Origin of the sequence: Moritella sp. F3, assembly GCF_015082335.1 — a bacterium.
In the GTDB taxonomy this organism is placed as follows: domain Bacteria; phylum Pseudomonadota; class Gammaproteobacteria; order Enterobacterales; family Moritellaceae; genus Moritella.
In genome coordinates this window covers 311,180-337,460 of sequence record NZ_BLRL01000003.1, presented here as the reverse complement: position 1 = coordinate 337,460, position 26,281 = coordinate 311,180, and the positions used below count along the sequence as shown (strand labels likewise).

Here is a 26,281-nt window from a genome sequence, read left to right as displayed (position 1 = left end):
ATATTATTATAGATGATAAGTGAGCTTTAGACTTTTACTCCGCGGCGATTAAAGCTACCAAATACGTTAATTAACGCACCGATAATAATCAAAGCACCACCTGCCCAAGTCCATATAGAGGGTATCTCACTAAACAATAACCAACCAAATATGATAGAGAACACCACTTGTATATAGGAATAAGCCGTCGCTTTGCTTGCGACTTCAGTTTTCATCGCTTTCGTTAATCCGACCTGACCAATTTGAGTAAAAATACCAATCAAGATAAGTAATACCAATGCTTCAGCATCTGGCATAACAAAATCATCCCCTAACAAAAATACGGATAAAGGTAATGCCATCAGAGGGAAATAAAATATGATCACCGAACTATCTTCAGTGTTACTAAGACGCTTCACGATCACATATGCAATAGCACTGCCTAACGCCCCCATGAGTGCAACAGCCACGCTTATTAATGATAACTCTTCACCTGCTGACAATGCTATTTCAGGACTAACAATAAGTACTAAGCCAACAATACAAAACAAAATACACACAATAGTCGAGCGTTGAATACGCTCTTTAAGAAACACCAAGGCAAGTAACGCGGTAAATACAGGATGTAAATACTGCAAAATAGTCGCCTCAGCTAAAGGCAATGTCGTCACGGCGTAGTAAACACAGATAAGTGCTAAAGAACCAACAGCACCGCGCGCTATCAATAATGGTTTGTTATGCCCCCAAACAGATAGCCGTTTTCGACGCACATCGACATAGCTAATAATCAATGACACGATCGCTCTTGCCGCTACAATTTCAAAGACAGGAATACCATGGGTACTAACTAACTTAACGCAAGCCGTCATGATCGCAAAAGCCAATGCTGACATCAGCATGAACCTGACACCGACGGGGATATTGTGTATAAATTGAATAGACATAATGTGCGGTTAACTTTAGATGATAAGAAGTCGTGATCCTATAAGAGTAATCATCTAAATGATAGTAGTTTTAAAGCGTTATCTAACCGTACTGAGTCTGTTGATATAGTCGCACCATAACGCTGAATTTCGCGCTGGTATATTTGAGTCACCTCGAATACCTAATTTAAATTCAATCACTGAACGCCATTCCAGCGAGCCTAAATCAGGTCCATGCCCTTGCCCATCATCAGTGATTAACTGACTATCTATTTCAGAATACCAGGCATGAGTGCAGGCTTGTGGTTTAACATCATGAACAACCTCTGTCGCAGCCAATATCGTATCTTCGGTCACGGTCGCCATTTCACTTTTACTGGTATCCGAACACCCGATTACAATAGTACTGAATGCTGTAATCAGCGTTAATTTTATTACTCTCATCATAATAACATCCTTATCAAACTACAGTTTATAGCTCATTATCTTGAAAACACCGTATACTGCAGCCATTAAACGTATACCGTTACGAATAACTATATTCGTAACGATGTTAATACCGACTCTAATACAACGATGGTGCAACAAAATGATTATTTTTACCACAAACTTAGGTGACATTGAAATTGAACTCAATATGGAGAAAGCGCCTGTTACGTCGAAAAACTTTATCCGCTATTGTAAAGAAGGCTTTTATGAAGGCACTATTTTCCATCGCGTAATTAAAGACTTCATGATCCAAGGTGGTGGTTTCACTGAAAAAATGCAAGAAAAATCAACGCGACCAGCGATTGCTAACGAGGCAAACCGTGGTCTTAAAAATGTGATCGGTAGCATTGCGATGGCACGTACTGACTCTCCACATTCAGCAACGGCTCAATTCTTCATTAACTTAGATGATAATGACTTTTTGGACCATACTACCACTACAAATGCAGGTTGGGGTTACACCGCTTTTGGTAAAGTGACAGCTGGGATGGATGTGGTGAACATGATCGCCTTTTCTAGAACGACCACAGTGAAAGGCCATGAAGACGTACCGAGCGAAGCTATTGTTATTAAGAAAGTGACGATAAAGTAATTGCCGTTGTAAATAATCATAAGGGATGCCATGTATTATTGATGGCATCCCTTACTATCATTTAGAATCGATACAGCCTGCAGGTTTTAATATGCGAGTTGTCGACGCTGGATTGTCCCTTAATGCATCAACAGGACGAATCGGCCGAGTGACCAAATTACCGGCACAATTAGGGCAAACATAATTTAATATTGTATCTGCACAATATAAACAAAACGTACACTCAAAAGTACAAATCAGCGCATCCAATGAAGATGGCGGTAAATCTTTATCGCAACATTCACAATTAGGTCTCAGTGCTAGCATATAAATATCCTTTCAAAAACGTTATGCCCTAAAATTTAGAGTTCACATAATTCACTGAGGTGTATGATCTGTTGATAATCACCATTCATTTCTGCCACTGAAATATCAGGTGTATACCAGATCGCATTTAAACCAGCCTCAATAGCAGGTTCGATATCGCGATGTAATATATCACCGACCATAGTCACTTCATTTGCATCGACACCAAGTACTTCTATTATTGCTTTATAATAAGCAGCAGTCCCTTTACCTATACCAAGGTTAGATTGGCAAAAGAAGTCCGATATATATCCATCTAGACCAACGCGTTCAAATGCAGCTTTAATATCTGCTTCACTCGAATCTGCAGCACCCGTTGCCACATAAAGCTTACAACCATTTTTCGATAGCGTCACTAGCGTATCGTGAGCACCACTTATCGCTTCAACATGTTCCCAGTTACACATCTTGCCTTGCATATGAGGAGGATTAACCATCAAGGTTCCACCCCAGTCAAACAGGAAAATCTTAGCCATTATGCACACCTCTAAATTGACATTTTAGCGCTAATACCCGAAGAATAAGTACCAACACCACAACTAACGATATTACCGTTAAACCATGCTTAGCCATATTAGCTAAAAACAAGATATGGATAACAGCTTCACTTTGTATCGGATATAAATCAAGGCTGATTAATATATGAAAATTCTCGATCATGTCTGCCAATGCTATCGTAAACGGTAGTAACGCCAAATACACTAAGCGTGAAGCAGCCAAACCAGTCGATTTAAACAGCTCAATAAGTAACAAAACATATGTGCAGGCATAGACAAGTAGGAACAGCATATCAACAATACTTTCATTGATATAATAAAGCCTCCTCCCACTTTCACCGATACTTGCTAAAAAAGTATCTACGGATGCAGGTGTCAGCGCTACTTGTATATCAAGAGGGCTTGTCGAGGGAGATATTGCAGGGTAAATTATAAATAAAATAATGGCTTGAATAGTAAAATTAAAACCGAGTAATACGCCTACTTTCTTCCATGACGAAAAGCTAATTAGCCACCGCATATTAATCCCTTTACTACGCACCCGTGTTCATTTAGTCGCCGGACTGTGATTGACTCACGCCAGCGTGTTAAATCGCGCCATATGATAAACATTCACGTATTGACCATCTCTAAACGCAAACGCTTTAGACTCACCTTCAATGACGAAACCAAATTTTTCATACAATGCAATTGCAGAATGATTATCGGTATAAACCGTTAATTCAATACGCATGATGTTAAGCCAGTTATCTGCTAAATCAATAATATTACCCAGTAAGGCACTACCTACACCTTTACCTTGGCAATGATCTTTAACTCCCATACCAAATGAGCCAACATGACGTCGACGCATATTACTGCATACTTCAAAGCCAATATTACCAACAATTTCACCATTGATCTCGGCGACAAAGGAATAGACATTAGCAGGTACATTGGCCATACGTTCCGACCACCCCTTCACCGATGGATTCGGTAATTGCAGCGTGCCACTGTAAGCATTTTTACAGGCGTAAATATCTCGAATAGCTAAGCCATCTTCAGGCTCAGTGTGTCTTACTTTAATTTCTTCCATGCCACGTGACTCCGTTACAACTAAATGTTCAATTACATTATTAATCTTTAATATACTGATTCACTAAATCAGCCATTTCTAACGATTCAAAACTACCCTGATCCACCAGCCCAGAAACAACTCCGACTTGATTTTCATGCGGTTGATTTTGACTTACTTTCCATTGACCCGTTATTGATACAATTTCAAGTTCCAAGCCAACAATAGCAGGTAACATTCTTTGAATATATTCAGGGGGCGCATCATTGATTGACCAAGGGTTCGGTTGGCCCGCTTCATGCTGGTCACTAAGCTTGGTTATGTGGTTTAAGATCCAGGTATCATCATGAATACACTGCATCGAGCCTTTTACATGAACAGCTATATAATTCCATGTCGGCACAGCCCTACCCGTTTTTTGCTTCGTTGGATAATGCTTTGGGGAGATATAGCCATTTGGCCCACTGAAAACAAGCAACACGTCCGCGTTATCGTTTAACGTTTTCCATACAGCATTGGCTTTAGCTACGTGACCTTGCAGTACATCAACACCTTGAGAGTTGTCGAATATAAAAGGAATATGGTTAGCCTCTAAGCCAGCATCCGAATAACTGATTAGCGTCGCTAATGGATATTTAACAATAAGGTCTTTTAATGTATCGCTATCTGTTTGCTTAAACGTCCTTGGAATGTGCATGTTCTCTCCTTGAAACAAATAAATTAATCACTAACATAATCAGCCAGCCTATTGATTATATTAACAATACCTTACTATGAATCATTCTGAAACAATTGATTGACTTGGAAAGGATATTTCTAGAACCAAACATTCTTGCTCACAAATAAACGGCCCATGAACTTCTCCCGGAGGACGGCTGGCGAAATCACCCGCTTCTAACAACACACCAAATGCCACATCGAAAAGGCGCCCTGAGATAATGAAGATCTCTTCTGGATAATCATGATACTTACTACCAAACGCTGACGTATCTGCGCCCGCTTTAAAACGAGTTAACCGAGTATAATCACCAGTAGCATCATCCATAGATAATGTCAGTTGTTCAAGTTCGCCATTAGTGTCCGCAATGACTTCCCATTGGCTTTTATTCGCCAAGGTTAATGTATTCCAATACTGGATTGTGCTTTTAGTCATAATACTTACCTCCCTGTTGTAAAATGCACCAAACTCTTTATTTTTGCGTCAAAATCAGAGAGCTGAAATATATCATCGCCGAGCCAGATAACCTTTGAACCCAATTACCAATTTTAGAGTTTTTGGCTGATGACTTTATTCTGTCTATTGCGAAAGTAACACCAATGAACCATACGAATATGATGCTTGCATGAATTGAAACTAAAGAAAATGCATTCAAATATGAGAAGTTATCAGGTGATATAAATTGAGGAAAGGCTGCTAAATAAAACATAGATACCTTTGGATTTAATATTTGCGTTATAAATCCTTCATTAAAATAACTAAGACCCTTTCTTTCAGTCTTCGTTATGTTTTTCGTTTCGTTGTTATTATTGCTGGTTTTATAAGAGCTAATAATTGCTTTAACGCCAATATAGAATAAATACCCTGCACCCAATATTTTCACGATGAAATATAGATCGGCAGATTGCATCAACAAGGCTGAAAAACCAAAAATGGACAGTGCGCCATGGAAGAACGTCGCCACAGTTAATCCCCAAATATTAAGGATTGAAGCGTGCTTTCCTTGTGCTGATGCCGTTTTTAAAATCAATACCCCATTTGGTCCTGGCGATATAACTAGAAGTAGTGCAATTAAACTAAATGCTAATATGTCATTCACAATTAAGTTCTCCGTTGATAGAAAACCATAATATTTCATAAAAGACACATTGTTAAGTTATTCTGTACGTTGGATCCGCACTGAAAACCCAAGTAAACGGCTATAAAGTCGAATTACACGTTAAAATCACTGACCATTAATACTGGCACCATCGGATTCCAATATTCAGTCATGTTGTAACTCCTTTGCCTTTAACGCCCAATCTCGAACACCATGCAAAGCTCACCGTCAGTTAAATCTGCTGCCGACTCCTGCATTTTAAAACCAGACTTCTCATAAGATCTGATCGCACTTTGATTTTCTGGATAAACAGCAAGCTTAAGCGTAGCAACGTTAAGCTCTGTCGAGGCATATTGCTTGGCTAGTGAAAGTAAATTCACACCAATACTTTGACCCCGATAACCAGATTCAACATACATTTGGATAATTTCAGCTACGTCTCTCGACACCTCAGTAACACCGCACAAACCAACTAACTTATGACTATGAAATGCACCAAGCATGACGTTACCTTCGTAACCATCATGGATCAGCCTTTCAAAATACAGCGTCTGGATATTAATTTGCTCTAGGTATTTAGCACCAAAACATTCAGGATGTAACTTGAGGCTCTCTAAACGTACGTGACGATACTGCAAGCGATCCTCGGGTATTAAGGTTCTGTATTTAATATCCATATTTATCCTCTACTCGTTGATTTTTCTTGCGAGTAATAAACCATGATTACTTGATCCTAATAGAGACGGTTCATCACATGTTTTTAGGTGATAGTTCAACCATGTTTGATACTGCTCGGTCGTAAAATTATTAACCCCTGACGAGATATAGCGATTAAAACCATCTGTCGCCACATGCCTTAGTTTAGAAAAACCACCAGCAGTAATAAGTCTTTCCACTTCAGTTGGGGTTGCAAAGTAGCCCACATTAAAAAAGCTATCAGCTAATGCCGTTGGCACCAAGCCTGACTCTAGAAGCGAGGATAGCACCTCAGGTGTCACCAATTCCGGATATTGTTGAGCAAACATGCCGGCAACGAAATAGCGCGAGATATAAGCGATTGCTAACACCCCATTCGGCTTAAGAATTCGGTAAGCCTCAGCGATAGCTTGGTTACGCAGCTCTTGAGTCTGCAAGTGATAGAGCGGTCCAAGAATAACGCAAAGATCATGAGAGTTACTTTCAATAAAGGGGACAGAACAAGCGTTACCTTCATAAATTGAAAGTGTTAAACCTTGCTCTTTGGCTTTGCGCTGTAGAATCTTAACTTGATCAGGAACCAATTCAACAGCCGTTGTCTCACAACCCATTTTAGCGAAGTTAAGAGAGTAACGACCCGTACCTGCGCCAAGTTCAATGACTTTTACTTTAGGAATAAGATACGATTTCAATACATCCATCGTGGTATCAAATTCCATTTGCGCAATGAACTGCCGAGTAAGACGGCTATCTTCATTAGCATCTGTATATTGCGCGATTAACCCTTGCACTAAAACCTCCATTTTAAATAACAGCTATGCATATTTGAATATGCCACACGAATCAGTTTCAAAAATAGTAAATTAACTATGTGATTAACTATCACCCTACCAACTCAATGCTTATAGGTAAACGATAAGTCAGTATATTTTAGCTATACAACTGTAATTACACAGCGAACGAGCATTGCCCACAAAGCTAAAGATGAAAGTATATACAATGAAAATCGCGCTGGAATATGATTAATAGAGCACTGAACGACACTGTGAAGACTGCGAAATACAAAGAATGCATATGCAAGGTAAATATAGATATCGTCAACTTCTCCTGTGCTATTAGATATAAACATAGCGCATAAAATAGGACAGGTAATTCGAATAAGTTTTTAAAATTATTTGATGCGTGGTTTACTTGATCGGGTATTGTCGCAGACAGTGTTTCAGGTGTGGCGATACTATTTGGATCAATATCATGCTTGCTAATCCAAACAAGTCTTTTCGCATACATCACAATCCATACCGCGAGGGTAAGAGTTATCATTCCAATAAATGGTATAAAAATATTCATTATCACTCCTTTGATAATTACGATTCGGCATTTATAACGACAGCTATAGTTTAACGTTAATAGCCAATCACAACATCAATCATGACAGCGTAACAACTATAAACGATTACAAATAACCCTATATACCTGATTAATTTCAAAAAACCAAGACTGAAATTAACACTCATCCTTTTCGAGTTGAGTATTTTTCCGTGAGATATTTGCACCAGAATGACGCCTAAGGCAAATACCATAATAAAGTTTATCCAGTATCCTAAATCCACTATTTTACTCCGATTTCAATTCTAAATAGGCTATAAAGCAAAAACGCTGTTTTAGATAACTAAAACAGCGTTGCAGTGTGGGGTTGTAACTACAGCAGGTTCAACTCGTCTTAATGACCACCCTTCTTATCGTTCAAATCCAAGAATTTTAACGCCAATGCTAAAAGCAAAATAGAAATCGGCAAAATCAAGATCTCCCAGCTTAAGTTATTCAAGTTGATTAAGATCATCTCCAAAAACTTAACAAACAAAATAATCACAATCACTTCACCCAAAATATTCTTCAGGTGACCAATATCAGGTGTTTTAATCCAACTTAATACTGTAGGAATATTTTCCAACTTTCTATCAGTAATGAATAACGTAAACACACCATGGGCGAAAATGAATAAAACCAGCGCAATCAAAAAGGTATCTAAGCCTTTAATCAAATAGGCGGTGGCTATATCAGCAGAATCAAGATGCGCTAATGTCTCGTCAGGAATATAGCCAAATGCAACAGCGGTAAAGGCATAATACGTTTTGATTGCACCCACGACAAACAATAACAAAGAACCTAATAATGAACAGATAATGGCTATCCAGCTTACAAATCTGAAAATAAAGAATACATCCTTCATTCTTTTAATACTGTGGTTTTTCATTTTTACTCCGATTCTTTGTTATTACTATTTTATGTGCTCTAGGCAACTAATTATCACGTTTAATGGCGGCAATATATAGCGTTTTTCAACATTGAACAAGACTATTTAACTTACGAATACAATTAATTTAACCGACTAATATAATTCATAAAATATTATAAAGCACCATCAAACACCGTCCCTCTCTTCGTCAAGTATAGATGTCATTGTCACGAATACTGTTACAGCTGAGTAATAGTAATTTACTATTTCCAGGGATTATCAATATTTAAGATGCAGCTATAATGCTGCCATCAAATTAAGTTATTCCAAATAGTAGAGCACATTATGTTAAGAATTGTTGTTGTTGGTGGTGGCGCAGCTGGACTTGAATTAGTCACCCGATTAGGTCGAAATAAACGTCACGAAGTGATGCTAATAGAGCCATCTTCACATCATTTTTGGAAGCCTCGCTTACATGAGATAGCTGCAGGTACATTTGATGCTGAACTCGATTCTGTTAGCTACTTCCAACACGCTGAATGCAATGGTTATACCCATATTCAAGATGCGATGACAGGGTTAAACCGAGACACTAAAACAATTAGCTTACGCGGTACGATGAATAACGAGACAACATTGCAATACGATCATTTAGTCATGGCGGTAGGTGCAGTAAGTAACGACTTTCAAACACCCGGTGTTAGCGAACATTGCTTATTTTTAGATTCATCAGGGCAAGCACAAAAAGCTTGGCAGCACGTTAAGCAGCAGCTTAAAGCGACGGGTACCCGTCATATATCAATTGTCGGCGCTGGAGCAACTGGTGTTGAGCTCGCTGCTGAGCTAGCCAAAGTAAGCAGAAAATTACAACGCTACAGACAAGCATCTGAATTTAAAATAACCTTAATTGAAGCCGCTGAACGCGTATTACCTGGTAGCCCAGAATGCATGTCCAACAAAGTTAAAACGGCTCTTGAAAAACAGGGGATTACCGTTCTAACTAACACCCGCGTACAACGAGCCGATGCAGGTAAATTAGTGACATCCGAAAATGAGATTATTTCTGCCGATTTACAAATATGGGCAGCGGGAATAAAGTGTGCGGAATGGTTAACGAAACTCGATGGCTTAGAAACAAATCGATTAAACCAATTAATAGTAAAGTCGACGTTACAATCTAGCTTGGATAACAGTATTTTTGTGATCGGCGATAACGCGCAATGCACGCAACCAGATGGTAGTTTTGTACCACCCCGTGCACAAGCAGCGAACCAAGCGGCAACGCACCTAGCAAAACAATTTAATCGACTGTTAAAAAATAAACCATTACAGCCATTTATTTACCACGATGGCGGTATGGTTGTGGCGGTTGGTCATGATAATGCAGTGGGTACATTAATGAATAATAAACTGGTACTAAAAGGATCCTTAATTCGTAACCTATACGATACCATATTCCGTTTACACCAACGCGTACTCTTTAGTTGGGGACGTGTGACCGCACTTGTCGTGCTAAAACGCATTAAATGCATGCTTAATCCCTACTATAAAGGTTTCTAGTCATAACCCATTACAGCAAAATGGCAGAGCGAGCTTAAGTCTTCTGCCATGCTGTTTAAGTTAATTAAGTCAGATCGGATATACGTGGCTCAGGTAATACAGGCTCAGCACTGTCCATATACGTTAAGTATTGTGACCACAATTCATGGGTTCGCTGTTGGGTAAGCTTAGTTCGACAACTTAGCGTCATCACGACTCGCATGGTTCCGTCTCGAAATAAGGTAAATACCGAGTCACACTGTGATTTACTATACGATTGCCATGCTGATTGTGCGATGTTGATCGACTCTACCACATTCGTGTCAGCTGTATATTGAGCAAGACTCTTATTCAGGTAACGCTGCATTTCAGCTTCCGCTTTATCTAATTCCACTTTCGCACAGTAATTTATTTCTAATGTGTTAAACGCTTTATCGCAGTCTACCGAGGTCGCTATTGCCGTAAAACTACAGACGCTCATGATCAAAAATGTAATTACCTTTACCATTATAAAGTCAGCCTCGAAATAAATATGCTGACAATATAACGGTATCTTACTATTAATCCAATTATTCTATTAACTGGTTTGATTAGTTTGGTGTTCTAGGCTAAACGTTACTCCCTCCCTTCCTCCCATGCAGATTAGAAAAACAACAAACCATAAATATAAATAAATTAATATATTTAACCACAAAGGGTTTACGCGGTAGTTTATTGTTTGTATATTGAATTGGTTACCACGATAAATAACTAGGATGCATTCATGCTTTATTCTTCAGCTCAACAATCTACTGCTTTATGCAAAGTTATGTTTGATGCTGTGTCGTGCGTAAAATCTACTATTATTACTGTCATTCTAGTCATCCGAGTCATTATTAACTAGGCTGACGCTTACTTCCGTCAGCCTGGCTGACGGAGGGATTACTTTATTTCTTTCTCATTTTTTCTTCAGCCAATCTGACGGTCCACAATAACAACGCTGACTGAGCACTGCTCAACAGCATGAGGACTGTACATTGAAAAACCATAACCTACTTGCGATTGGTCTAATGACTTTTGCTATGTTTCTTGGCGCTGGAAATATAATTTTCCCACCTTTTCTGGGTCTAGAAGCGGGTACACAATACCTTCCGGCTATGCTGGGATTTTCACTTACCGCGGTAGGACTTCCTTCTCTCACCCTCATTGTCTTAGGGCGACTCAGTAGCAGTGGTCAATTGACCAATGCCCTACCAAAACCGTTAGCAATTGCTTTTTGGGTCTCACTGCTTACCGCGGTAGGACCTGCATTTGGTATGCCTAGAGCTGTGACTGTTGCTTATGAAATGGGGATAAAACCATTCTTCTCTGGTGATAACCTACTGCTATTTTCTATCATTTTTGTTATTGCAAGCCTACTACTTTCCTTTCAGCAAGGTAAATTAGTTCACTACATTGGTAAAATAATGACACCACTCTTAATATTGATGTTAGTCGCATTGGCATTAGCTGCGGTAATAACCCCACTAGGCACCTTAAATCCCCCCACTGCCGACTACCAATATCAACCAATTACCAGTGGTTTAATCCAAGGTTATATGACGATGGACGCGATTGCGGCGGTTGGATTTGGTTGGATTATTATTAAATCCATCCGCGAACAAGGCTACGAGTCACCTCATGAAGTCTTTATCGCCACGTTAAAAGTAACTGTAATTTATGCCCTACTAATATCAGCATGTTATTTGGCTATGGCTTATGTTGGTGCTACGTCGGCGTCGATTTCAGAAGGTGCTACTAATGGCGGTGAACTACTTACTCGTTATGTGGCAGAAATATTCGGTCCTATGGGTCAGTATCTACTCGGAGCCATTATTATCATGGCATGTCTAACAACAACGGTCGGATTAACTAATGCCTGCGCTGAATATTACCAGCAGACATTCAATTATCCGTTTGCGATCACGGCTGCAATTGTAACTTTCGTGACAGGTGTCATTGCTAACTTCGGGTTAGACCAAATTCTAGCAATTAGTCTACCAGCCATACTCGTATTATGCCCCGTAGCTATTGCACTTGTGTTAACAGCCTTGTGCTTGCCAACGACAAAGTCGTATTTACCGGTTTACGTGACTATCGTTAGCCTTACCGTGATATTCGGTGGCTTAGATGCATTGCATATTCTGGATTTATTACCCGAATATCTATCTACCCCACTAACAACGTATGTGCCACTATTTTCTACATACGCCAGTTGGTTCCTGCCTGTTTTCGTCACAATTACTATTAGTAAATGGCTGAACAGACAGTCCGCAACAACTAGGCATTGCCAGAAGAAAGTAACTAACGTCGAATAAACTAATACATCCCCCTGTTGTACAATTGCAGGGGTTATGTATTAGGAATGCGCACCCAACCTTCCATCAGAATTCGCGCACTACGGCTCATGCTCGCTTTAGTCACAGTCCACTCTCCGTTAACTTGGCTAGCTTGTGCACCAACCCGTAATGTACCCGACGGATGACCGAAATTCACCGAGTCACGCACACCACCACCTGCGGCTAAATTCACTAGCGTGCCAGGTACTGCCGCTGCAGCGCCGATTGCGACAGCAGCAGTCCCCATCATAGCGTGATGTAATTTCCCCATCGACAATGCCCTGACCGATAAATCAATTTCATGAGCAGCAATCGCTTTATCACTTGAGGATACATAGTCAGTAGACTGCGCGACAAACGCAACCTTAGGTGTATGCTGACGCTGAACAGCTTCTGAAATATCAGTAATTAAACCCATTTTAACCGCGCCATAAGCTCGAATAGCTTCAAACATAGATAATGCTTCAACATCATTATTAATTGCATCTTGCAATTCACTCCCTGTGTAACCAACATCCTCGGCATCAACAAAAATAGTAGGTATACCGGCGTTAATCATCGTCACTTTTAATTGTCCTGCAGCGACAACGTATTCAGGCACAACCAAGTCATCAATCAGATTACCGGTCGGAAACATCGCGCCTTCACCATCTGCGGGATGCATAAATTCAACAGCAACTTCTGCAGCAGGAAATGTCACGCCATCTAACTCAAAATCACCGGTCTCCTGCACTAAACCACCAGTCATTGGCACATGCACAATAATTGTTTTACCAATGTTGGCTTGCCAAATACGCACAATAGCAATGCCATTTTCTGGAATACGACTAGTATCGACCAAACCACTGTTAATCGCAAAAGAGCCCACTGCAGCAGATAAGTTGCCACAGTTACCACTCCAATCTACGAACGGTTTATCAATCGATACCTGACCAAATAGGTAATCAATATCGTGATCTGCTTTATCCGTTGCCGACACAATAACAGTCTTACTGGTACTTGACGTTGCCCCTCCCATACCATCAGTTTGTTTACCATAAGGATCTGGGCTACCGATCACCCGTAATAACAGTGCATCACGTGCTGCACCTGGTATTTGCGCCGCTTCCGGTAAATCTTGAAGATTAAAAAACACGCCCTTGCTCGTCCCGCCACGCATATAAGTAGCGGGGATCCTAAGCTGTGGTAAATACGTCATGTTATTTTTCACCATAAAAGCTAGCCCTCACTCGATTCAAGGAAATCCTGTGCGAAGCGTTGCAATACACCACCAGCTGCATAGATAGAGACTTCTTCCGCCGTATCTAAACGACAAGTCACAGGTACTTCAAGCGTTTCACCATTTTTACGGGTAATGATAAGCGTTAGCTCTGCAAGCGGGGTTGGCTCACCAATGACGTCAAAAGTTTCACTGCCATCAATAGCATAAGTTTTACGGCTTTCACCGGCTTTAAACTCCAGCGGTAGTACACCCATACCAACGAGGTTAGTACGGTGAATACGTTCGAAACCTTCAGCAACAATGGCTTCAACACCCGCTAAACGCACACCTTTTGCCGCCCAATCCCGTGATGAACCTTGACCATAATCCGCACCTGCGACGATTATCAGAGGCTGTTTACGCTCCATGTAAGTTTCAATCGCTTCCCACATACGAGTAACAGTGCCTTCCGGTTCTATTCGCGCTAATGAACCTTGCTTAACCTGCCCGTTTTCTAACACCATTTCATTGTTTAATTTCGGATTCGCAAAGGTCGCACGTTGCGCTGTTAAGTGATCACCACGGTGCGTAGCATAGGAATTAAAATCGACTTCTGGTAAACCCATCTTATCTAAATAAGCACCCGCCGCGCTATCAAGCATAATGGCATTAGACGGTGACAGATGGTCGGTCGTAATGTTATCACCCAATACAGCAAGAGAATGCATTCCCTTAAGAGTACGTACACCCGCTAAGGCACCTTCCCAATAAGGAGGTCGGCGAATATAGGTACTCATTTCACGCCAATCATACAACGGGTTATTTTTGTCGCCATAATCAACGCTGCATTCTATTTCAGAACCTATATTCGTGCTGGTATCAGAGCCACTATCAGAACCAACACCAGAACCAAACATGGGGTTATAAACTTGACGGAATTGTTCAGGTTTAACGCTCGCTTTAAGCACGTCATCAATTTCTTCATCGCTAGGCCAAATGTCTTTCAGGGTGATGGCATTACCAGCTTGGTCGAACCCAAGTGCATCACGCTCAATATCAAAACGTATGGTGCCTGCGATAGCATAAGCAACCACTAACGGTGGCGAGGCAATAAAGGCTTCATTGGCATGAGGATGAATACGACCATCAAAGTTGCGATTTCCCGACAACACAGCAGTAGCATATAAATCACGATCTAAGAGCTCTTGTTGAATAACCGGATCAAGCGCGCCGCTCATGCCATTACACGAGGTACAAGCGAAAGCGACAATACCAAAACCAAGTTGCTCTAGTTCCGGTAATAATGTCGCTTCTTCTAAATAGAGTTTCACCGCTTTTGAACCCGGTGCCAGTGATGTTTTAACCCAAGGTTTACGGGTTAACCCTAACTTATTGGCATTGCGGGCAATCAAACCTGCGGCGATCATGTTGCGTGGATTACTGGTATTGGTACAACTTGTGATAGCAGCGATGATCACGGCGCCATCTGGCATTTTACCTGGTTCATTATCGACTTTACCACTGATGCCACGTTTGGCTAATTCAGACGTAGGCACACGATTATGCGGATTTGATGGGCCAGCGATATTACGGCACACTGTCGATAAGTCGAAAGTGAGTACACGTTCGTATTCCACCTGACTTAAATCATCTGCCCACAAACCTGTTTCTTTGGCGTAGATTTCAACCAGCTTAACTTGCTCGTCTTCACGACCGGTTAATTTAAGGTAGTCAATCGTTTGTTCGTCAATAGAAAACAGGGCCGCTGTTGCGCCATATTCCGGCGTCATATTTGAAATAGTAGCGCGATCGCCTAAGGTTAAATGCTTAACACCGTCACCATAAAATTCGAGATAGCTTGAAACGACTTTCTGCGCACGTAAGAATTCAGTCAATGCCAATACAGTATCTGTTGCCGTCATCCCTGCTGGTGGCTTACCCGTTAATTCAACACCAATAATATCTGGTAAGCGCATGTATGACGCACGTCCTAGCATCACACTTTCAGCCTCTAGACCACCAACACCAATAGCAATCACGCCCAAGGCATCGACCATCGGCGTATGGCTATCAGTACCTACTAACGTATCAGGAAATGCCACACCATGCAGAGATTGGATCACAGGTGACATACGCTCTAAGTTAATTTGATGCAAAATACCGTTACCCGGTGGAATAACATCGATATTCTTAAAGGCTGTTTTAGTCCAATTAATAAAATGAAAACGGTCATCGTTACGGCGATCTTCAATCGCACGGTTTTTTGCAAACGCATCAGGATCAAATCCCGCATGTTCAACAGCCAATGAATGATCGACAATCAATTGCGTCGGTACCACAGGATTGACCTTGGCGGGATCGCCGCCTTTTTCAGCGATCGCATCACGCAGACCAGCCAAATCAACTAATGCGGTCTGGCCTAAAATATCATGACAAACCACACGCGCCGGAAACCAAGGGAAATCAAGATCACGCTTACGTTCAATCAGCTGCTTTAAAGACGCTGTTAACGCGGTGGGTTCACAGCGGCGTACTAAGTTTTCGGCAAAGACTCTTGATGTATACGGCAAGGTTGCATACGCACCTGCTTGAATATCATCAACGGCTGCACGGGTATCAAAATAATCCAATTCACTGCCAGACAGTGCTTTACGATAGTTAGTATTCATAATCCATTATCTCTCTGAAATCGGTGTTACAACTCTTGGCTCTGCACCAATATAATCTGCACTCGGGCGAATAATACGGTTATTACTACGCTGTTCCATCACATGTGCAGCCCAGCCCGTTAAACGTGAACAAACAAAAATAGGGGTAAACAGTTTCGTTGGGATCCCCATGAAATGATAAGCAGAGGCATGAAAGAAATCGGCATTACAGAACAGTTTTTTGCTGTCCCACATAAACTCTTCACACGCTACCGAAATATCATATAACTCGGTATCACCATGTTCATGCGCCAATTTTTCAGACCATTTTTTAATGATGACATTACGCGGATCTGAAGTGCGGTAAATAGCATGACCAAAGCCCATGATTTTTTCTTTACGCTCTAGCATGCCTGCCATTTGGGTTTTAGCATCCGCAGGAGAAGTAAACTGTTGGATCATATCCATCGCCGCTTCATTTGCACCACCGTGTAAAGGTCCACGCAAAGTACCGATAGCCCCCGTAACACAAGAGAACATATCCGATAACGTCGATGCACAAACACGAGCACTAAAAGTAGATGCATTAAACTCATGCTCAGCATATAAGATCAACGATACATCCATCACGCGACGATGTTGCTCTGACGGCGCTTCACCACGTAGCAATTTAAGGAAGTGACCAGCCAGTGATCCTTCATCTGTTGTACAGTCAATTTCTACACCATCATGCGAATAACGGTACCAGTAACACATGATTGCAGGGAATGCCGAAAGCAGACGATTCGCCGCTTTACTTTGCTCTGAAAAGTCAGCTTCTGGCTCAATATTACCTAAAAATGAACAGCCTGTTCGCATCACATCCATTGGATGTGCGTCTGCTGGGATATGTTGTAGAACTTCTTTTAACGATTGCGGTATATCACGTAGGCTATGCAATTCAGCCTTGTATGTTTCCAGTTGATCAAGAGTCGGCAACTCACCGTTAAACAGTAAATACGCAACTTCCTCAAAAGTCGCATTTTCAGCCAAGTCAGCAACGTCATAGCCACAATACGTTAAGCCGCTACCAGATTTACCAACCGTACAAAGCGCTGTCTCACCTGCACTTTGACCACGTAAACCTGCGCCTGATAGTTTCTTATCTGTCATCATTATTCCCTTAATTTGTATTAACGTGAAGCGGCTTATAGCAACTCTACAGTCACCATTGCGCTAACGGCAATGGGCTCACCCTGCAACATCCTGTTTGCTATTGTTCGCTTGATTGTTTAGTTCTTATTTTTATCACTCGCTTCTTTAAGCGCGTTATTTATTCTTTCCTTCGATTTTTTATTTATTTTTTCCTTCAGAAAAGAGACTATCCAGTTTTTGCTCATAGTCGTGATAACCAAGGTAATCATACAAATCCATGCGAGTTTGCATGTTACCTACCACGGCTTTTTGGTCACCATCACTGAGTAGGGTTTTATAAACCTGTTCAGCGGCTTTATTCATCGCACGGAAGGCTGACAATGGATAAAGCACCATAGCGCAACCCCACTCTCCGAGTTGCTCTTTATTCCATAATTCAGTTTGGCCAAACTCAGTGATATTAGCCAAGATAGGTACATCTAACGCTGCCGAGAATGCACGATAATGCGCTTCGGTTTTTACAGCTTCAGCAAAAATACCGTCAGCACCTGCTGCAACATAAGCTTGTGCTCTGGCAATCGCTGCTTCCAGTCCTTCTTGTGCGAATGAATCGGTACGCGCCATAATGAAAAAATCAGCATCAGTACGCGCGTCCACCGCCGCTTTGATACGGTCAACCATCTCTTCTGCCGACACAATTTCTTTATTTGGGCGGTGACCACAACGTTTTTGCGCCACTTGGTCTTCTAAATGTACCGCAGCAGCCCCTGCTTTTTCCATATCGCGAATCGTTTTAGCAATGTTAAATGCCCCGCCCCAACCGGTATCTATATCCACCAGCAAAGGTAGACTCGATGCGGCGGTAATACGCTGCACATCGACAAGCACATCATTCAATGACGTCATGCCCAAATCAGGTAAGCCATAAGAAGCATTCGCCACACCACCACCAGATAAATAAATAGCTTGATGACCTAACTGCTCCGCCATCATGGCGCAATACGCGTTGATGGTTCCAACCACTTGCAGCGGTTTATTATTAGCTAGGGCTAAACGAAACTTAGCGCCTGGCGATAAGCGTGGTGAAGATTCGATCTGAGACGACAATGGTGTAGACATATTATTTCTCTCCTTGAACTTGTGGGGTTTCTGTCTTTAATTTTGCGGCTAGTTGCTGAGCAATTTTCGTTTCAATGTTTTTACGTGACGCGGCGATATGACGACGCATGAGCATTTCGGCTAACTCTCCATCACGATCACTAATCGCTTCAATAATCTGGGCGTGTTCTGAAAAAGCACGGCTGGCTCTCGGGCTATGCATACCGAACTGACAGCGGTACATGCGGACTAAGTGATACAGCTGGCCACAAATCAATTCAATAAGTTGACTATTATGGCTGCCTAAAATGACTTTATAGTGAAAGTCTAAGTCACCCTCTTCTTGATAGTAAGCAACCCCATCTTTAAGCGCTTGCGCTGATGCGTGCTGGCTAAGCATGGCTTTCATGTCGACAATCTCAGCATCTGTCATTTTCTCTGCAGCTTGTCTGCACGCCATGCCTTCTAACGCTTCTCTTACAAAGTATAGGTCAAGTAATCCCTGTGTTGTACATTGTACTACCCGTGAACCGACATTGGCTTTACGTTCAATTAAATGGCACTTCTCTAGCCTATTTAGTGCTTCACGTAAGGTTGAACGGCTAACTTGATAACGTTTTGCTAACTCTGGTTCACTGATCTTGCTGCCAGCGAGTATGTCACCATCAACAATAGCGCGCTGCATTTGCTCAAAAACTTTATCTGCTGTAGTGACAGCGAGGATTTTAGTTGGATCATCTAAAGGCATAAGATTGTCGACAATGTTTGAATTTCATTCAATATCGCCTATTTTTTACATCCCGTCAACATCCCCGCAACTTCAATGTATAGTTAATGATTATAATTGATGGCAATTTTTGATGTGTTAATGGCGATAATCAATAGTGAACGCTCGATAATATCAACACCGACTCCATTCTTCTTTATCGATTAATCCGCGCTAACCGCTGGAAGTGGACAGCTATTCAAAATGTTCTATACTCAATATTGAAAAGCGTTTTCTACCAATAGACCTTAGAGGTGAAGTAGATATAGCAACCGCGTCAGTTTCTGGGCTTGAAACGTGGCCAACGGGAAAGAAGCAGAACCCTGTAATAGCTAATTCTCGACGCGCTTTTCGCACTTAATTTACACCTAACATATACCTTAGTTGCTACATGGGCTTATGCACCAACCGTGTATTAACTTATACATTGAATATAATGTTGCCATCAATAATCCCCCTTATATAACCAATATCCACTAATTATGCATGGTTACCTCCTCTAAATAGATATTCTTCTGATAATTAGCGCTACATTTGCTAAACTAACCAACTACAAATAACTATACAAAATAGAACGCGACTGTTCTAACTGAGGACTAATGAGTATTAATAGGGATAAATACAGTATTGATAATACTGATTACACAGTCGGGCAAGATAACGTGCAAAAGTGGGGGTTTGATGTTCACAACCCGGTATTCGGTATTAGTGCATCGCTAATCGGCTTATTCTTGCTGGCAATTTTAGTCGTTGATCCGGAAACATCAAAATCATTTCTAGATGGTATCAAATGGCAAATCATCGGCACCTTCGATAGCCTCTTCATGTGGTCTGCAAATATATTTGTTATTTTCTGCTTAGGTTTAGTTGTATCACCATACGGTAAAATCCGTTTAGGTGGCGATGCAGCTAAAGCTGATTATAGCCGCATGTCTTGGATTGCAATGCTATTTGCAGCCGGCATGGGTATTGGCCTGATGTTCTGGGGCGTAGCAGAACCTGTTGCTTATTACACTGGTTGGTATGAAACACCACTTAACGTAGCAGCAAACACACCAGAAGCCGCACAACTTGCATTAGGCGCGACGATGTTCCACTGGGGCTTACACCCATGGGCAATTTATGGCGTAGTTGCACTTTCACTAGCTTTCTTCTCTTATAATAAAGGCTTACCACTTTCAATGCGTTCTGTATTCTATCCAATCTTAGGTGATAGAACGTGGGGCTGGGCTGGTCATATTGTTGATATCTTAGCCGTGATAGCAACCCTATTTGGTTTAGCGACATCACTTGGTTTAGGCGCGCAACAAGCGGCGAGTGGTTTCCACCATGTATTAGGCATTGAGAACGGGCTATTTTTACAGATTTCAATCATCTTTATCGTGACCTTGTTGGCTGTTGTGTCGGTAATACGTGGTATTGACGGTGGCGTAAAAGTAATTAGTAACATCAACATGCTTTTAGCATTAGTGCTATTAGTATTTGTTGCATTAGTGACTTTTGCAGTATCTATGGGGACCATCCCAACAACTATCATGGGTTATGTTGAAAATATAATTCCATTAAGTAATCCAATTGGTCGTGAAGATTCAGCCTGGATGCACGGTTGGACTGTATTCTACTGGGCATGGTGGATTTCATGGTCACCATTCGTCGGTATGTTTATCGCACGTATTTCGCGTGGTCGTACTATCCGTGAATTCATTACAGCCGTATTACTTGTACCTACAGCGGTAACCGTATTGTGGATGTCTGTATTTGGTGGCGTTGCTATTGATCAAGTAGTAAATAACGTGGGTACTTTAGGCACTGAAGGTCTAAAAGAAGTACCTTTAGCTATGTTCCAAATGTTTGACTCTTTACCTATGGGTGATGTGCTATCAATGCTAGCTGTACTGTTAGTATTAGTATTCTTCATCACTTCTTCGGACTCTGGTTCACTGGTTATCGACAGCATCACTGCTGGTGGTAAAGTTGATGCTCCAGTACCACAACGTGTGTTCTGGGCATTCATCGAAGGTGCAATCGCTGCAGCACTGCTTTGGGTTGGCGGTACGCAAGCAATTGAAGCCTTACAAGCAGGTGCAATCTCAACGGCACTGCCATTCACAGTGATCTTATTGGTTATGTGCGTGAGCTTGATTATGGGTTTAAGAACAGAGCAACATAATCGTAAGTAATTAACGCATTCGATTTTCGACTATGGAAATCTAATCGACGATATTGAAGCATGAAAAAGGCCACGCGTTAATGTAACGCGTGGCCTTTTTGTTAGCCATAAGTCAATCAAGTGATCGACTATCACCATCATATTATTGCGTTAAGCTCACTTCATTAGCTTCAATATTTAGCTCAGCAAGTTTATTAAGTAAGGCCTCAATATTTTTCTTACCTGAACCTTCATTCGCCATTTGTAGGCGCGCGACGCCAGAAAAAGCATCACCGAAAGTGGCTGTATGCGGTGCTTCAACAGCTTCATCAAGAATCACTTTTCCGCTTACAGTATCAGTCAGTGTGTATTTAACCTTGGTTGTAACAGTCATATCAAGACCAAATAATGGCTGTTCAACATCGACAATTCTCGCTGATAGTTGATACTTCCCCTTTTCTGAGAAAAGCCCTTGTTCTAATAGACTTTCTTTAATTGCATCAGAAAAAGCAACATCACTGATCTCTGACGTCCAAGCTGCATTCGTATCTTCACCACCAGTGACTGACGACAAGGCCAAATTGTTTTGAACAACAGCTGGATAAGATTTTTGCTCGCCTTGGTAAACCATATTCTCAACCTGTGCACCCGATGCACAACCCACTAAATATAAGCATGTTGCAATTACCAGTGTTTTTTTAACTAGCTTCATTTCCCATTCCTTTGTTTTTATAATAATCAAGAGTTGTATCTTCCAATATTTTATCAAAACAACAAGTAAACCTAATGTTAAATAAAATATCCCATTGATTTTATTTAACATTATATATTAGGTCAACCATCGCAATATAACTTAATAGGTATTTGTGACATCACAACAAATAGCTTCACCTTCAGAAAAGTTAAATGCGAGTCTTAAAGCCGCTAAAATTAAAATTCTTAAAGCATGACTTAATTGTTTTATTGCGCTTTCAACAAAACTTGTTACTATTGCCGCCTATATAGTCGGGGGGCCTAAAGGCTGAGAGCGCAAATTGCGAGACCCGTTGAACCTGATTCAGTTAACACTGACGTAGGGAACTATCAGTCTTGCTACTCCTGATTTGACCTCCCCGTCTTTCAATCTTTGGCTCGATAAAGTTCCTACGCGTCTGTACTAGGGATATTTATGCTAAAGGCTACAACCAACACATCAACATCTATTTCGTTACCGCTTTCATTAAAGCAAAAATCACTTAAAAATAGCCAATCAACACCAATCGTATTAACGATCGCAGGATCTGATAGTGGCGGCGGTGCAGGCATTCAAGCTGATATCAAAGCAATCTCTGCAACTGGCAGTTATGCATGTTCTGCAATTACCGCGATCACCGCACAGAACACCCTGGGGGTATCCGCGATATTCCCTATCCCACTGGAACATATTAACAATCAACTCGATGCAGTCTTTAGCGATTTAAACGTCGTCGCAGTAAAAGTGGGCATGCTGGCAGACCGCGAGATCATCAAGGTTGTAGCAGCGAAAATTAAACAATATAAACCGAAATTTTTAGTTGTAGATCCAGTCATGGTTGCCACCAGCGGCGATTTACTGTTAAAAGAATCAGCCATCAACACCCTTAAGTCAGAGTTATTACCACTTGCCGACTTGATCACCCCTAATTTACCGGAAGGTGCAGCTTTAACAGGTTCATCGCTGCCGACTTGCGAGGATGATATGGGCGCGATGATCAACGCATTACGCCAACTTAACGTCAATGCAGTACTACTCAAGGGCGGTCATTTAGAGCAAGATGAAAACAGTAACGACCTGCTTATATTCCAAGATCATTTCGAGCTGTTAACCGCAAAACGGGTTAATACCCACAATACCCACGGTACAGGCTGTACCTTATCGTCTGCCATTGCATCTTATTTGGCGCAAGGACACGAATTACTGCAAGCGGTAAAGCTGGGTAAAAAATACATATCCAACGCAATTGCGCATGCAGATGAATTAGACATAGGTAGTGGTCATGGTCCGGTCAATCATTTCTTCGCTGGCCACGCTGATGTCTAGCTCATCACAAGCAGTATTAGCGCCGACAGATAACAAGAACAGTTTAATGGTCAATGACCTTGCTGTGAACATAACCATTGCCAAAGGTTATTTACGCTATCACGACAGTATCGACCCTGTATTAAGCGAGTTTGATATGAGGATACCCGCAAGACAGTGGACATGTATCCTAGGTCGTAGCGGCTGTGGGAAAACCTCGCTGTTGCGTTATCTTGCTGGGCTGTTAGATCAACAGGTGACTTGGTCAGGTGAATGCTTAGTTGGCGCGAATCATCAAGTATTAACTGACTTAAACAATCAAGTTGCTTACATGGCGCAACAGGACTTACTACTACCTTGGTTATCCGTACTCGATAATGTCACGCTAAGTAGTCAGTTTGGCGCAAAGCCATCGAAAGCAAACAAAGATAAAGCGCTCAGTTTACTGGCGAAAGTCGGACTTGCTGACAACGCTAACCATTTTCCACAACAACTGTCTGGCGGTATGCGTCAACGGGTAGCGCTAGCAAGAACGTTAATGCAAGATAAGCCAGTGGTATTAATGGATGAACCATTTTCCGCCTTGGATGCAGTGACCCGCTATCGATTACAAGATCTAGCTTGTGCATTGTTAAAGGATAAGACAGTGGCCTTAATAACGCATGATCCCCAAGAAGCCATTCGCCTCGCCGATCATATCTATATCATGCAAGGCACACCAGCTAGTGCAACACAGTTACAACTACCATCAAGCTCAACACCACGTCTATACGATGCAGAATGTGCCCAATTACAGCAACGTATTATGCGTTGTTTAGCGCAAGAGTTTGAGCAGGGAATGGAAACTGAAAATGAGTGAGTTAATCAATACTACCCCAGCGGTACCTAAATCGAAGCATCACCACAACAAGCAACAGAACCACACTAGCCCTTTGTTACGTATCATTATTAGCACCTTGGTCATTATTGGCATATGGCAAAGTATTGTGGTCATTTTTGAGATGCCCGCTTTCATTCTACCTGCGCCACTAGCCGTATTTGAGCGCTTAATCGACCGCCATGAGGTTTTGTTTAAACACACTTTAATTACTGGCCAAGAAATTGTATTCGGCTTATTACTCGGTTTATTTATGGGGCTATTTTTTGCCTTACAAATGCTGCTGTTTAAACCGATTAAACATTGGTTATTACCAATCTTAATTGCCAGCCAAGCAATCCCAGTATTCGCGATTGCGCCAGTGTTAATGTTATGGCTAGGTTATGGCATGGCCTCTAAGATCGTCATGGCGGCGTTAATTATCTTCTTTCCCGTCACGACCTGCTGTTATGACGGCTTACGTAATACACCGACTGGCTATTTGGATTTGGCAAAAACCATGGGGGCTACTAAGTGGCAGATGTTACGTCATATCCAACTGCCTGCATCACTGCCGACATTAGCATCGGGGATCCGCGTCGCCGTGGTTATTGCGCCAATCGGTGCTGTTGCTGGTGAATGGGTTGGCTCCAGTGCTGGACTCGGTTATCTCATGTTGCAAGCTAATGCACGAATGATGATTGACGAAATGTTTGCCGCATTACTGATCTTATCCGCTCTCTCTGTCCTACTTTATTTTGTCACTGACAAAGCCTTGAAAAAACTGATCCCGTGGCAAAGCTAGTGCCCTAGGCGTGCATTATTAATCACGACATTTTACTCATACTGAATTAAAGAAAACTTAGATTCAAATATTAAAAGGATATTTATGAAAAACAACACATTAATCAAAGCTGCAGCGTTAACTGCAGCAATGTTATCGACCAATGTATTCGCAGAAACAAAGAGCCTTACCCTGATGCTAGACTGGTTTGTGAATCCCAATCACGGCCCAATCGTCATAGCCAAAGAACGTGGTTACTTTACCGAGCAAGGTGTCAACGTCACGATCCAAGAACCAGCAGATCCAAGCATGCCACCTAAGCTTGTTGCAGCCAATAAAGTTGACCTAGCGATTACTTATCAACCGAACCTCACCATAGATGTCGCTGCGGGTTTACCGCTTATTCGTGCAGCAACCCTGATCGCGACACCACTCAATACGCTGATGGTACTCGACAACGGTAAGATCAATGACATGGCTGACTTAAAAGGTAAAAATATTGGTATCGCCATTGCAGGTAACGAAGAAGCAACTATCGGCACCATGTTAAAGACAGGTGATGTGAACTACGATGACGTCCAGATCATTAACGTCGGTTGGGCGCTATCATCATCACTTGCGTCAGGTAAAGTAGATGCTATATGGGGTGGTCTTCGTAACTTTGAAACCAATCAGCTTGAACTGGAAGGCTTTAAATCAAAAGCATTCTTCCCAGAAGAACACGGCGTACCAGCCTATGACGAATTGATCTTTGTTGCTAACGCCAATACATATGACAAAGCCGCTATCAAAGCCTTTAATAAAGCCCTAGAAAAAGCGACCACCTACATTGTTAATCACCCACAAGCAGCATGGAAAGAATTTGTTGCTTATGCACCTGATACGTTAAACAACGAATTAAACAAACGCGCCTGGAACGATACCCTGACTCGTTTCGCATTGCGTCCCTCAGCTGTTGATTTGAAACGTTATGACGATTATGCCGAATTCATGTATTCACACAAGATCATCACGACATTACCAAAAGCACAAGACTACGTACCAACGCTGTAATTTTATCTATAAACACGAAAGACGAGGATA

The 26,281-nt window shown here is 41.6% G+C and carries 27 protein-coding genes, 1 pseudogene and 1 riboswitch; of the genes and pseudogenes, 8 read left to right on the top strand and 20 right to left on the bottom strand.

Features of this window, described 5'->3' with window-relative positions; all coding sequences use genetic code 11:
- Positions 1–26: 26 nt before the first annotated feature.
- Both JFU56_RS07785 and JFU56_RS07780 read right to left on the bottom strand, forming a co-directional pair.
- Positions 27–923, bottom strand: a complete 897-nt coding sequence (locus JFU56_RS07785) for a DMT family transporter (protein ID WP_198436715.1) — start codon at positions 921–923, stop codon at positions 27–29.
- Positions 924–1,001: 78 nt separating this feature from the next.
- Positions 1,002–1,349 carry a hypothetical protein gene (locus JFU56_RS07780; protein WP_198436714.1) on the bottom strand — a complete coding sequence of 116 codons (348 nt, stop codon included), beginning with the start codon at positions 1,347–1,349 and terminating at the stop codon, positions 1,002–1,004.
- Between the two features lie 142 nt (positions 1,350–1,491).
- Between JFU56_RS07780 and JFU56_RS07775 the strand changes: the two genes are divergently transcribed.
- Positions 1,492–1,983 carry a peptidylprolyl isomerase gene (locus JFU56_RS07775; RefSeq protein ID WP_198436713.1) on the top strand — a complete coding sequence of 164 codons (492 nt, stop codon included), beginning with the start codon at positions 1,492–1,494 and terminating at the stop codon, positions 1,981–1,983.
- Positions 1,984–2,040: 57 nt separating this feature from the next.
- Here the strand turns inward: JFU56_RS07775 and JFU56_RS07770 are convergent, their stop codons facing one another.
- The 11 genes and pseudogenes from JFU56_RS07770 to JFU56_RS07720 all read right to left on the bottom strand — a co-directional run bounded on the left by JFU56_RS07770 (position 2,041) and on the right by JFU56_RS07720 (position 8,646).
- A complete protein-coding gene (locus JFU56_RS07770; protein ID WP_198436712.1) occupies positions 2,041–2,289 on the bottom strand; it encodes a DUF1272 domain-containing protein in 249 nt (82 codons plus the stop codon).
- A 35-nt stretch (positions 2,290–2,324) separates the two neighbouring features.
- Positions 2,325–2,804, bottom strand: coding sequence for an HAD family hydrolase (locus tag JFU56_RS07765; RefSeq protein ID WP_198436711.1), 480 nt, complete (start codon positions 2,802–2,804; stop codon positions 2,325–2,327).
- Complete coding sequence (locus JFU56_RS07760) at positions 2,797–3,345, bottom strand: hypothetical protein (protein WP_198436710.1); 549 nt, start codon at positions 3,343–3,345, stop codon at positions 2,797–2,799. The genes JFU56_RS07765 and JFU56_RS07760 overlap by 8 nt, the downstream gene beginning before the upstream one ends.
- 54 nt (positions 3,346–3,399) lie before the next feature.
- A complete protein-coding gene (locus tag JFU56_RS07755; RefSeq protein WP_198436709.1) occupies positions 3,400–3,900 on the bottom strand; it encodes a GNAT family N-acetyltransferase in 501 nt (166 codons plus the stop codon).
- Between the two features lie 40 nt (positions 3,901–3,940).
- Positions 3,941–4,576, bottom strand: coding sequence for an FMN-binding negative transcriptional regulator (locus JFU56_RS07750; protein ID WP_198436708.1), 636 nt, complete (start codon positions 4,574–4,576; stop codon positions 3,941–3,943).
- 81 nt (positions 4,577–4,657) lie between these two features.
- Positions 4,658–5,032 carry a cupin domain-containing protein gene (locus tag JFU56_RS07745; RefSeq protein WP_198436707.1) on the bottom strand — a complete coding sequence of 125 codons (375 nt, stop codon included), beginning with the start codon at positions 5,030–5,032 and terminating at the stop codon, positions 4,658–4,660.
- 37 nt (positions 5,033–5,069) lie between these two features.
- Positions 5,070–5,696: a LysE family translocator gene (locus JFU56_RS07740; RefSeq protein WP_242065912.1), complete on the bottom strand. Its 627-nt coding sequence runs from the start codon at positions 5,694–5,696 to the stop codon at positions 5,070–5,072.
- Positions 5,697–5,887: 191 nt separating this feature from the next.
- Positions 5,888–6,373: a GNAT family N-acetyltransferase gene (locus JFU56_RS07735; RefSeq protein ID WP_198436705.1), complete on the bottom strand. Its 486-nt coding sequence runs from the start codon at positions 6,371–6,373 to the stop codon at positions 5,888–5,890.
- A gap of 9 nt (positions 6,374–6,382) precedes the next feature.
- Positions 6,383–7,183: a class I SAM-dependent methyltransferase gene (locus JFU56_RS07730; RefSeq protein WP_198436704.1), complete on the bottom strand. Its 801-nt coding sequence runs from the start codon at positions 7,181–7,183 to the stop codon at positions 6,383–6,385.
- 143 nt (positions 7,184–7,326) lie between these two features.
- Positions 7,327–7,712: pseudogene (locus JFU56_RS23225) on the bottom strand (MAPEG family protein).
- A 400-nt stretch (positions 7,713–8,112) separates the two neighbouring features.
- Positions 8,113–8,646 carry a YqhA family protein gene (locus JFU56_RS07720; RefSeq protein ID WP_198436702.1) on the bottom strand — a complete coding sequence of 178 codons (534 nt, stop codon included), beginning with the start codon at positions 8,644–8,646 and terminating at the stop codon, positions 8,113–8,115.
- 327 nt (positions 8,647–8,973) lie between these two features.
- Between JFU56_RS07720 and JFU56_RS07715 the strand changes: the two genes are divergently transcribed.
- Complete coding sequence (locus JFU56_RS07715; protein ID WP_198436701.1) at positions 8,974–10,188, top strand: NAD(P)/FAD-dependent oxidoreductase; 1,215 nt, start codon at positions 8,974–8,976, stop codon at positions 10,186–10,188.
- 64 nt (positions 10,189–10,252) lie between these two features.
- On the opposite strand, the gene JFU56_RS07710 is transcribed toward JFU56_RS07715, so the two are convergent.
- Positions 10,253–10,675, bottom strand: a complete 423-nt coding sequence (locus JFU56_RS07710) for a lysozyme inhibitor LprI family protein (RefSeq protein WP_198436700.1) — start codon at positions 10,673–10,675, stop codon at positions 10,253–10,255.
- Positions 10,676–11,183: 508 nt separating this feature from the next.
- Here JFU56_RS07710 and brnQ point away from each other — a divergent pair.
- Entirely contained in the window at positions 11,184–12,503 is a 1,320-nt protein-coding gene (gene brnQ, locus JFU56_RS07705; protein WP_198436699.1) for a branched-chain amino acid transport system II carrier protein, read from the top strand.
- A gap of 34 nt (positions 12,504–12,537) precedes the next feature.
- Here brnQ and prpF read toward each other — a convergent pair whose 3' ends face one another.
- From prpF to JFU56_RS07680, 5 genes are all read right to left on the bottom strand, one after another.
- Positions 12,538–13,737, bottom strand: coding sequence for a 2-methylaconitate cis-trans isomerase PrpF (gene prpF, locus JFU56_RS07700; protein WP_242065911.1), 1,200 nt, complete (start codon positions 13,735–13,737; stop codon positions 12,538–12,540).
- Between the two features lie 5 nt (positions 13,738–13,742).
- Positions 13,743–16,394 (bottom strand): Fe/S-dependent 2-methylisocitrate dehydratase AcnD, encoded by a 2,652-nt coding sequence (gene acnD / locus JFU56_RS07695; protein WP_198436698.1) that lies wholly within the window; start codon positions 16,392–16,394, stop codon positions 13,743–13,745.
- 6 nt (positions 16,395–16,400) lie between these two features.
- Complete coding sequence (gene prpC / locus JFU56_RS07690) at positions 16,401–17,525, bottom strand: 2-methylcitrate synthase (RefSeq protein ID WP_198436697.1); 1,125 nt, start codon at positions 17,523–17,525, stop codon at positions 16,401–16,403.
- Positions 17,526–17,705: 180 nt separating this feature from the next.
- Complete coding sequence (gene prpB, locus JFU56_RS07685; RefSeq protein ID WP_198436696.1) at positions 17,706–18,626, bottom strand: methylisocitrate lyase; 921 nt, start codon at positions 18,624–18,626, stop codon at positions 17,706–17,708.
- Between the two features lies 1 nt (position 18,627).
- The gene (locus tag JFU56_RS07680) at positions 18,628–19,353 is read right to left on the bottom strand and encodes a GntR family transcriptional regulator (RefSeq protein WP_198436695.1); all 726 of its coding nucleotides are present in this window, start codon (positions 19,351–19,353) and stop codon (positions 18,628–18,630) included.
- A gap of 617 nt (positions 19,354–19,970) precedes the next feature.
- On the opposite strand from JFU56_RS07680, the gene JFU56_RS07675 reads away from it, so the two are divergent.
- A complete protein-coding gene (locus tag JFU56_RS07675; RefSeq protein ID WP_198436694.1) occupies positions 19,971–21,551 on the top strand; it encodes a BCCT family transporter in 1,581 nt (526 codons plus the stop codon).
- A 132-nt stretch (positions 21,552–21,683) separates the two neighbouring features.
- On the opposite strand, the gene JFU56_RS07670 is transcribed toward JFU56_RS07675, so the two are convergent.
- A complete protein-coding gene (locus JFU56_RS07670) occupies positions 21,684–22,232 on the bottom strand; it encodes a hypothetical protein (protein ID WP_198436693.1) in 549 nt (182 codons plus the stop codon).
- A gap of 284 nt (positions 22,233–22,516) precedes the next feature.
- Positions 22,517–22,616, top strand: a riboswitch (TPP riboswitch).
- Between the two features lie 72 nt (positions 22,617–22,688).
- Between JFU56_RS07670 and thiD the strand changes: the two genes are divergently transcribed.
- The 4 genes from thiD to JFU56_RS07650 all read left to right on the top strand — a co-directional run bounded on the left by thiD (position 22,689) and on the right by JFU56_RS07650 (position 26,251).
- Positions 22,689–23,579, top strand: a complete 891-nt coding sequence (gene thiD, locus JFU56_RS07665) for a bifunctional hydroxymethylpyrimidine kinase/phosphomethylpyrimidine kinase (protein WP_198436692.1) — start codon at positions 22,689–22,691, stop codon at positions 23,577–23,579.
- The gene (locus JFU56_RS07660; protein WP_198436691.1) at positions 23,572–24,417 is read left to right on the top strand and encodes an ABC transporter ATP-binding protein; all 846 of its coding nucleotides are present in this window, start codon (positions 23,572–23,574) and stop codon (positions 24,415–24,417) included. Before thiD ends, JFU56_RS07660 begins: the two co-directional genes overlap by 8 nt.
- Entirely contained in the window at positions 24,410–25,219 is an 810-nt protein-coding gene (locus JFU56_RS07655; RefSeq protein WP_198436690.1) for an ABC transporter permease, read from the top strand. The genes JFU56_RS07660 and JFU56_RS07655 overlap by 8 nt, the downstream gene beginning before the upstream one ends.
- 84 nt (positions 25,220–25,303) lie before the next feature.
- Positions 25,304–26,251, top strand: a complete 948-nt coding sequence (locus JFU56_RS07650) for an ABC transporter substrate-binding protein (RefSeq protein ID WP_198436689.1) — start codon at positions 25,304–25,306, stop codon at positions 26,249–26,251.
- The last annotated feature ends 30 nt before the right edge of the window (positions 26,252–26,281 follow it).

Coding starts and splice junctions, on each gene's coding strand:
- JFU56_RS07785 (WP_198436715.1), bottom strand. CDS start 923: ATGTCTATTCAATTTATACACAATATCCCCGTCGGTGTCAGGTTCATG.
- JFU56_RS07780 (WP_198436714.1), bottom strand. CDS start 1,349: ATGATGAGAGTAATAAAATTAACGCTGATTACAGCATTCAGTACTATT.
- JFU56_RS07775 (WP_198436713.1), top strand. CDS start 1,492: ATGATTATTTTTACCACAAACTTAGGTGACATTGAAATTGAACTCAAT.
- JFU56_RS07770 (WP_198436712.1), bottom strand. CDS start 2,289: ATGCTAGCACTGAGACCTAATTGTGAATGTTGCGATAAAGATTTACCG.
- JFU56_RS07765 (WP_198436711.1), bottom strand. CDS start 2,804: ATGGCTAAGATTTTCCTGTTTGACTGGGGTGGAACCTTGATGGTTAAT.
- JFU56_RS07760 (WP_198436710.1), bottom strand. CDS start 3,345: ATGCGGTGGCTAATTAGCTTTTCGTCATGGAAGAAAGTAGGCGTATTA.
- JFU56_RS07755 (WP_198436709.1), bottom strand. CDS start 3,900: ATGGAAGAAATTAAAGTAAGACACACTGAGCCTGAAGATGGCTTAGCT.
- JFU56_RS07750 (WP_198436708.1), bottom strand. CDS start 4,576: ATGCACATTCCAAGGACGTTTAAGCAAACAGATAGCGATACATTAAAA.
- JFU56_RS07745 (WP_198436707.1), bottom strand. CDS start 5,032: ATGACTAAAAGCACAATCCAGTATTGGAATACATTAACCTTGGCGAAT.
- JFU56_RS07735 (WP_198436705.1), bottom strand. CDS start 6,373: ATGGATATTAAATACAGAACCTTAATACCCGAGGATCGCTTGCAGTAT.
- JFU56_RS07720 (WP_198436702.1), bottom strand. CDS start 8,646: ATGAAAAACCACAGTATTAAAAGAATGAAGGATGTATTCTTTATTTTC.
- JFU56_RS07715 (WP_198436701.1), top strand. CDS start 8,974: ATGTTAAGAATTGTTGTTGTTGGTGGTGGCGCAGCTGGACTTGAATTA.
- JFU56_RS07710 (WP_198436700.1), bottom strand. CDS start 10,675: ATGGTAAAGGTAATTACATTTTTGATCATGAGCGTCTGTAGTTTTACG.
- prpF (WP_242065911.1), bottom strand. CDS start 13,737: ATGGTGAAAAATAACATGACGTATTTACCACAGCTTAGGATCCCCGCT.
- acnD (WP_198436698.1), bottom strand. CDS start 16,394: ATGAATACTAACTATCGTAAAGCACTGTCTGGCAGTGAATTGGATTAT.
- prpC (WP_198436697.1), bottom strand. CDS start 17,525: ATGACAGATAAGAAACTATCAGGCGCAGGTTTACGTGGTCAAAGTGCA.
- prpB (WP_198436696.1), bottom strand. CDS start 18,626: ATGTCTACACCATTGTCGTCTCAGATCGAATCTTCACCACGCTTATCG.
- JFU56_RS07680 (WP_198436695.1), bottom strand. CDS start 19,353: ATGCCTTTAGATGATCCAACTAAAATCCTCGCTGTCACTACAGCAGAT.
- JFU56_RS07675 (WP_198436694.1), top strand. CDS start 19,971: ATGAGTATTAATAGGGATAAATACAGTATTGATAATACTGATTACACA.
- JFU56_RS07670 (WP_198436693.1), bottom strand. CDS start 22,232: ATGAAGCTAGTTAAAAAAACACTGGTAATTGCAACATGCTTATATTTA.
- thiD (WP_198436692.1), top strand. CDS start 22,689: ATGCTAAAGGCTACAACCAACACATCAACATCTATTTCGTTACCGCTT.
- JFU56_RS07660 (WP_198436691.1), top strand. CDS start 23,572: ATGTCTAGCTCATCACAAGCAGTATTAGCGCCGACAGATAACAAGAAC.
- JFU56_RS07655 (WP_198436690.1), top strand. CDS start 24,410: ATGAGTGAGTTAATCAATACTACCCCAGCGGTACCTAAATCGAAGCAT.
- JFU56_RS07650 (WP_198436689.1), top strand. CDS start 25,304: ATGAAAAACAACACATTAATCAAAGCTGCAGCGTTAACTGCAGCAATG.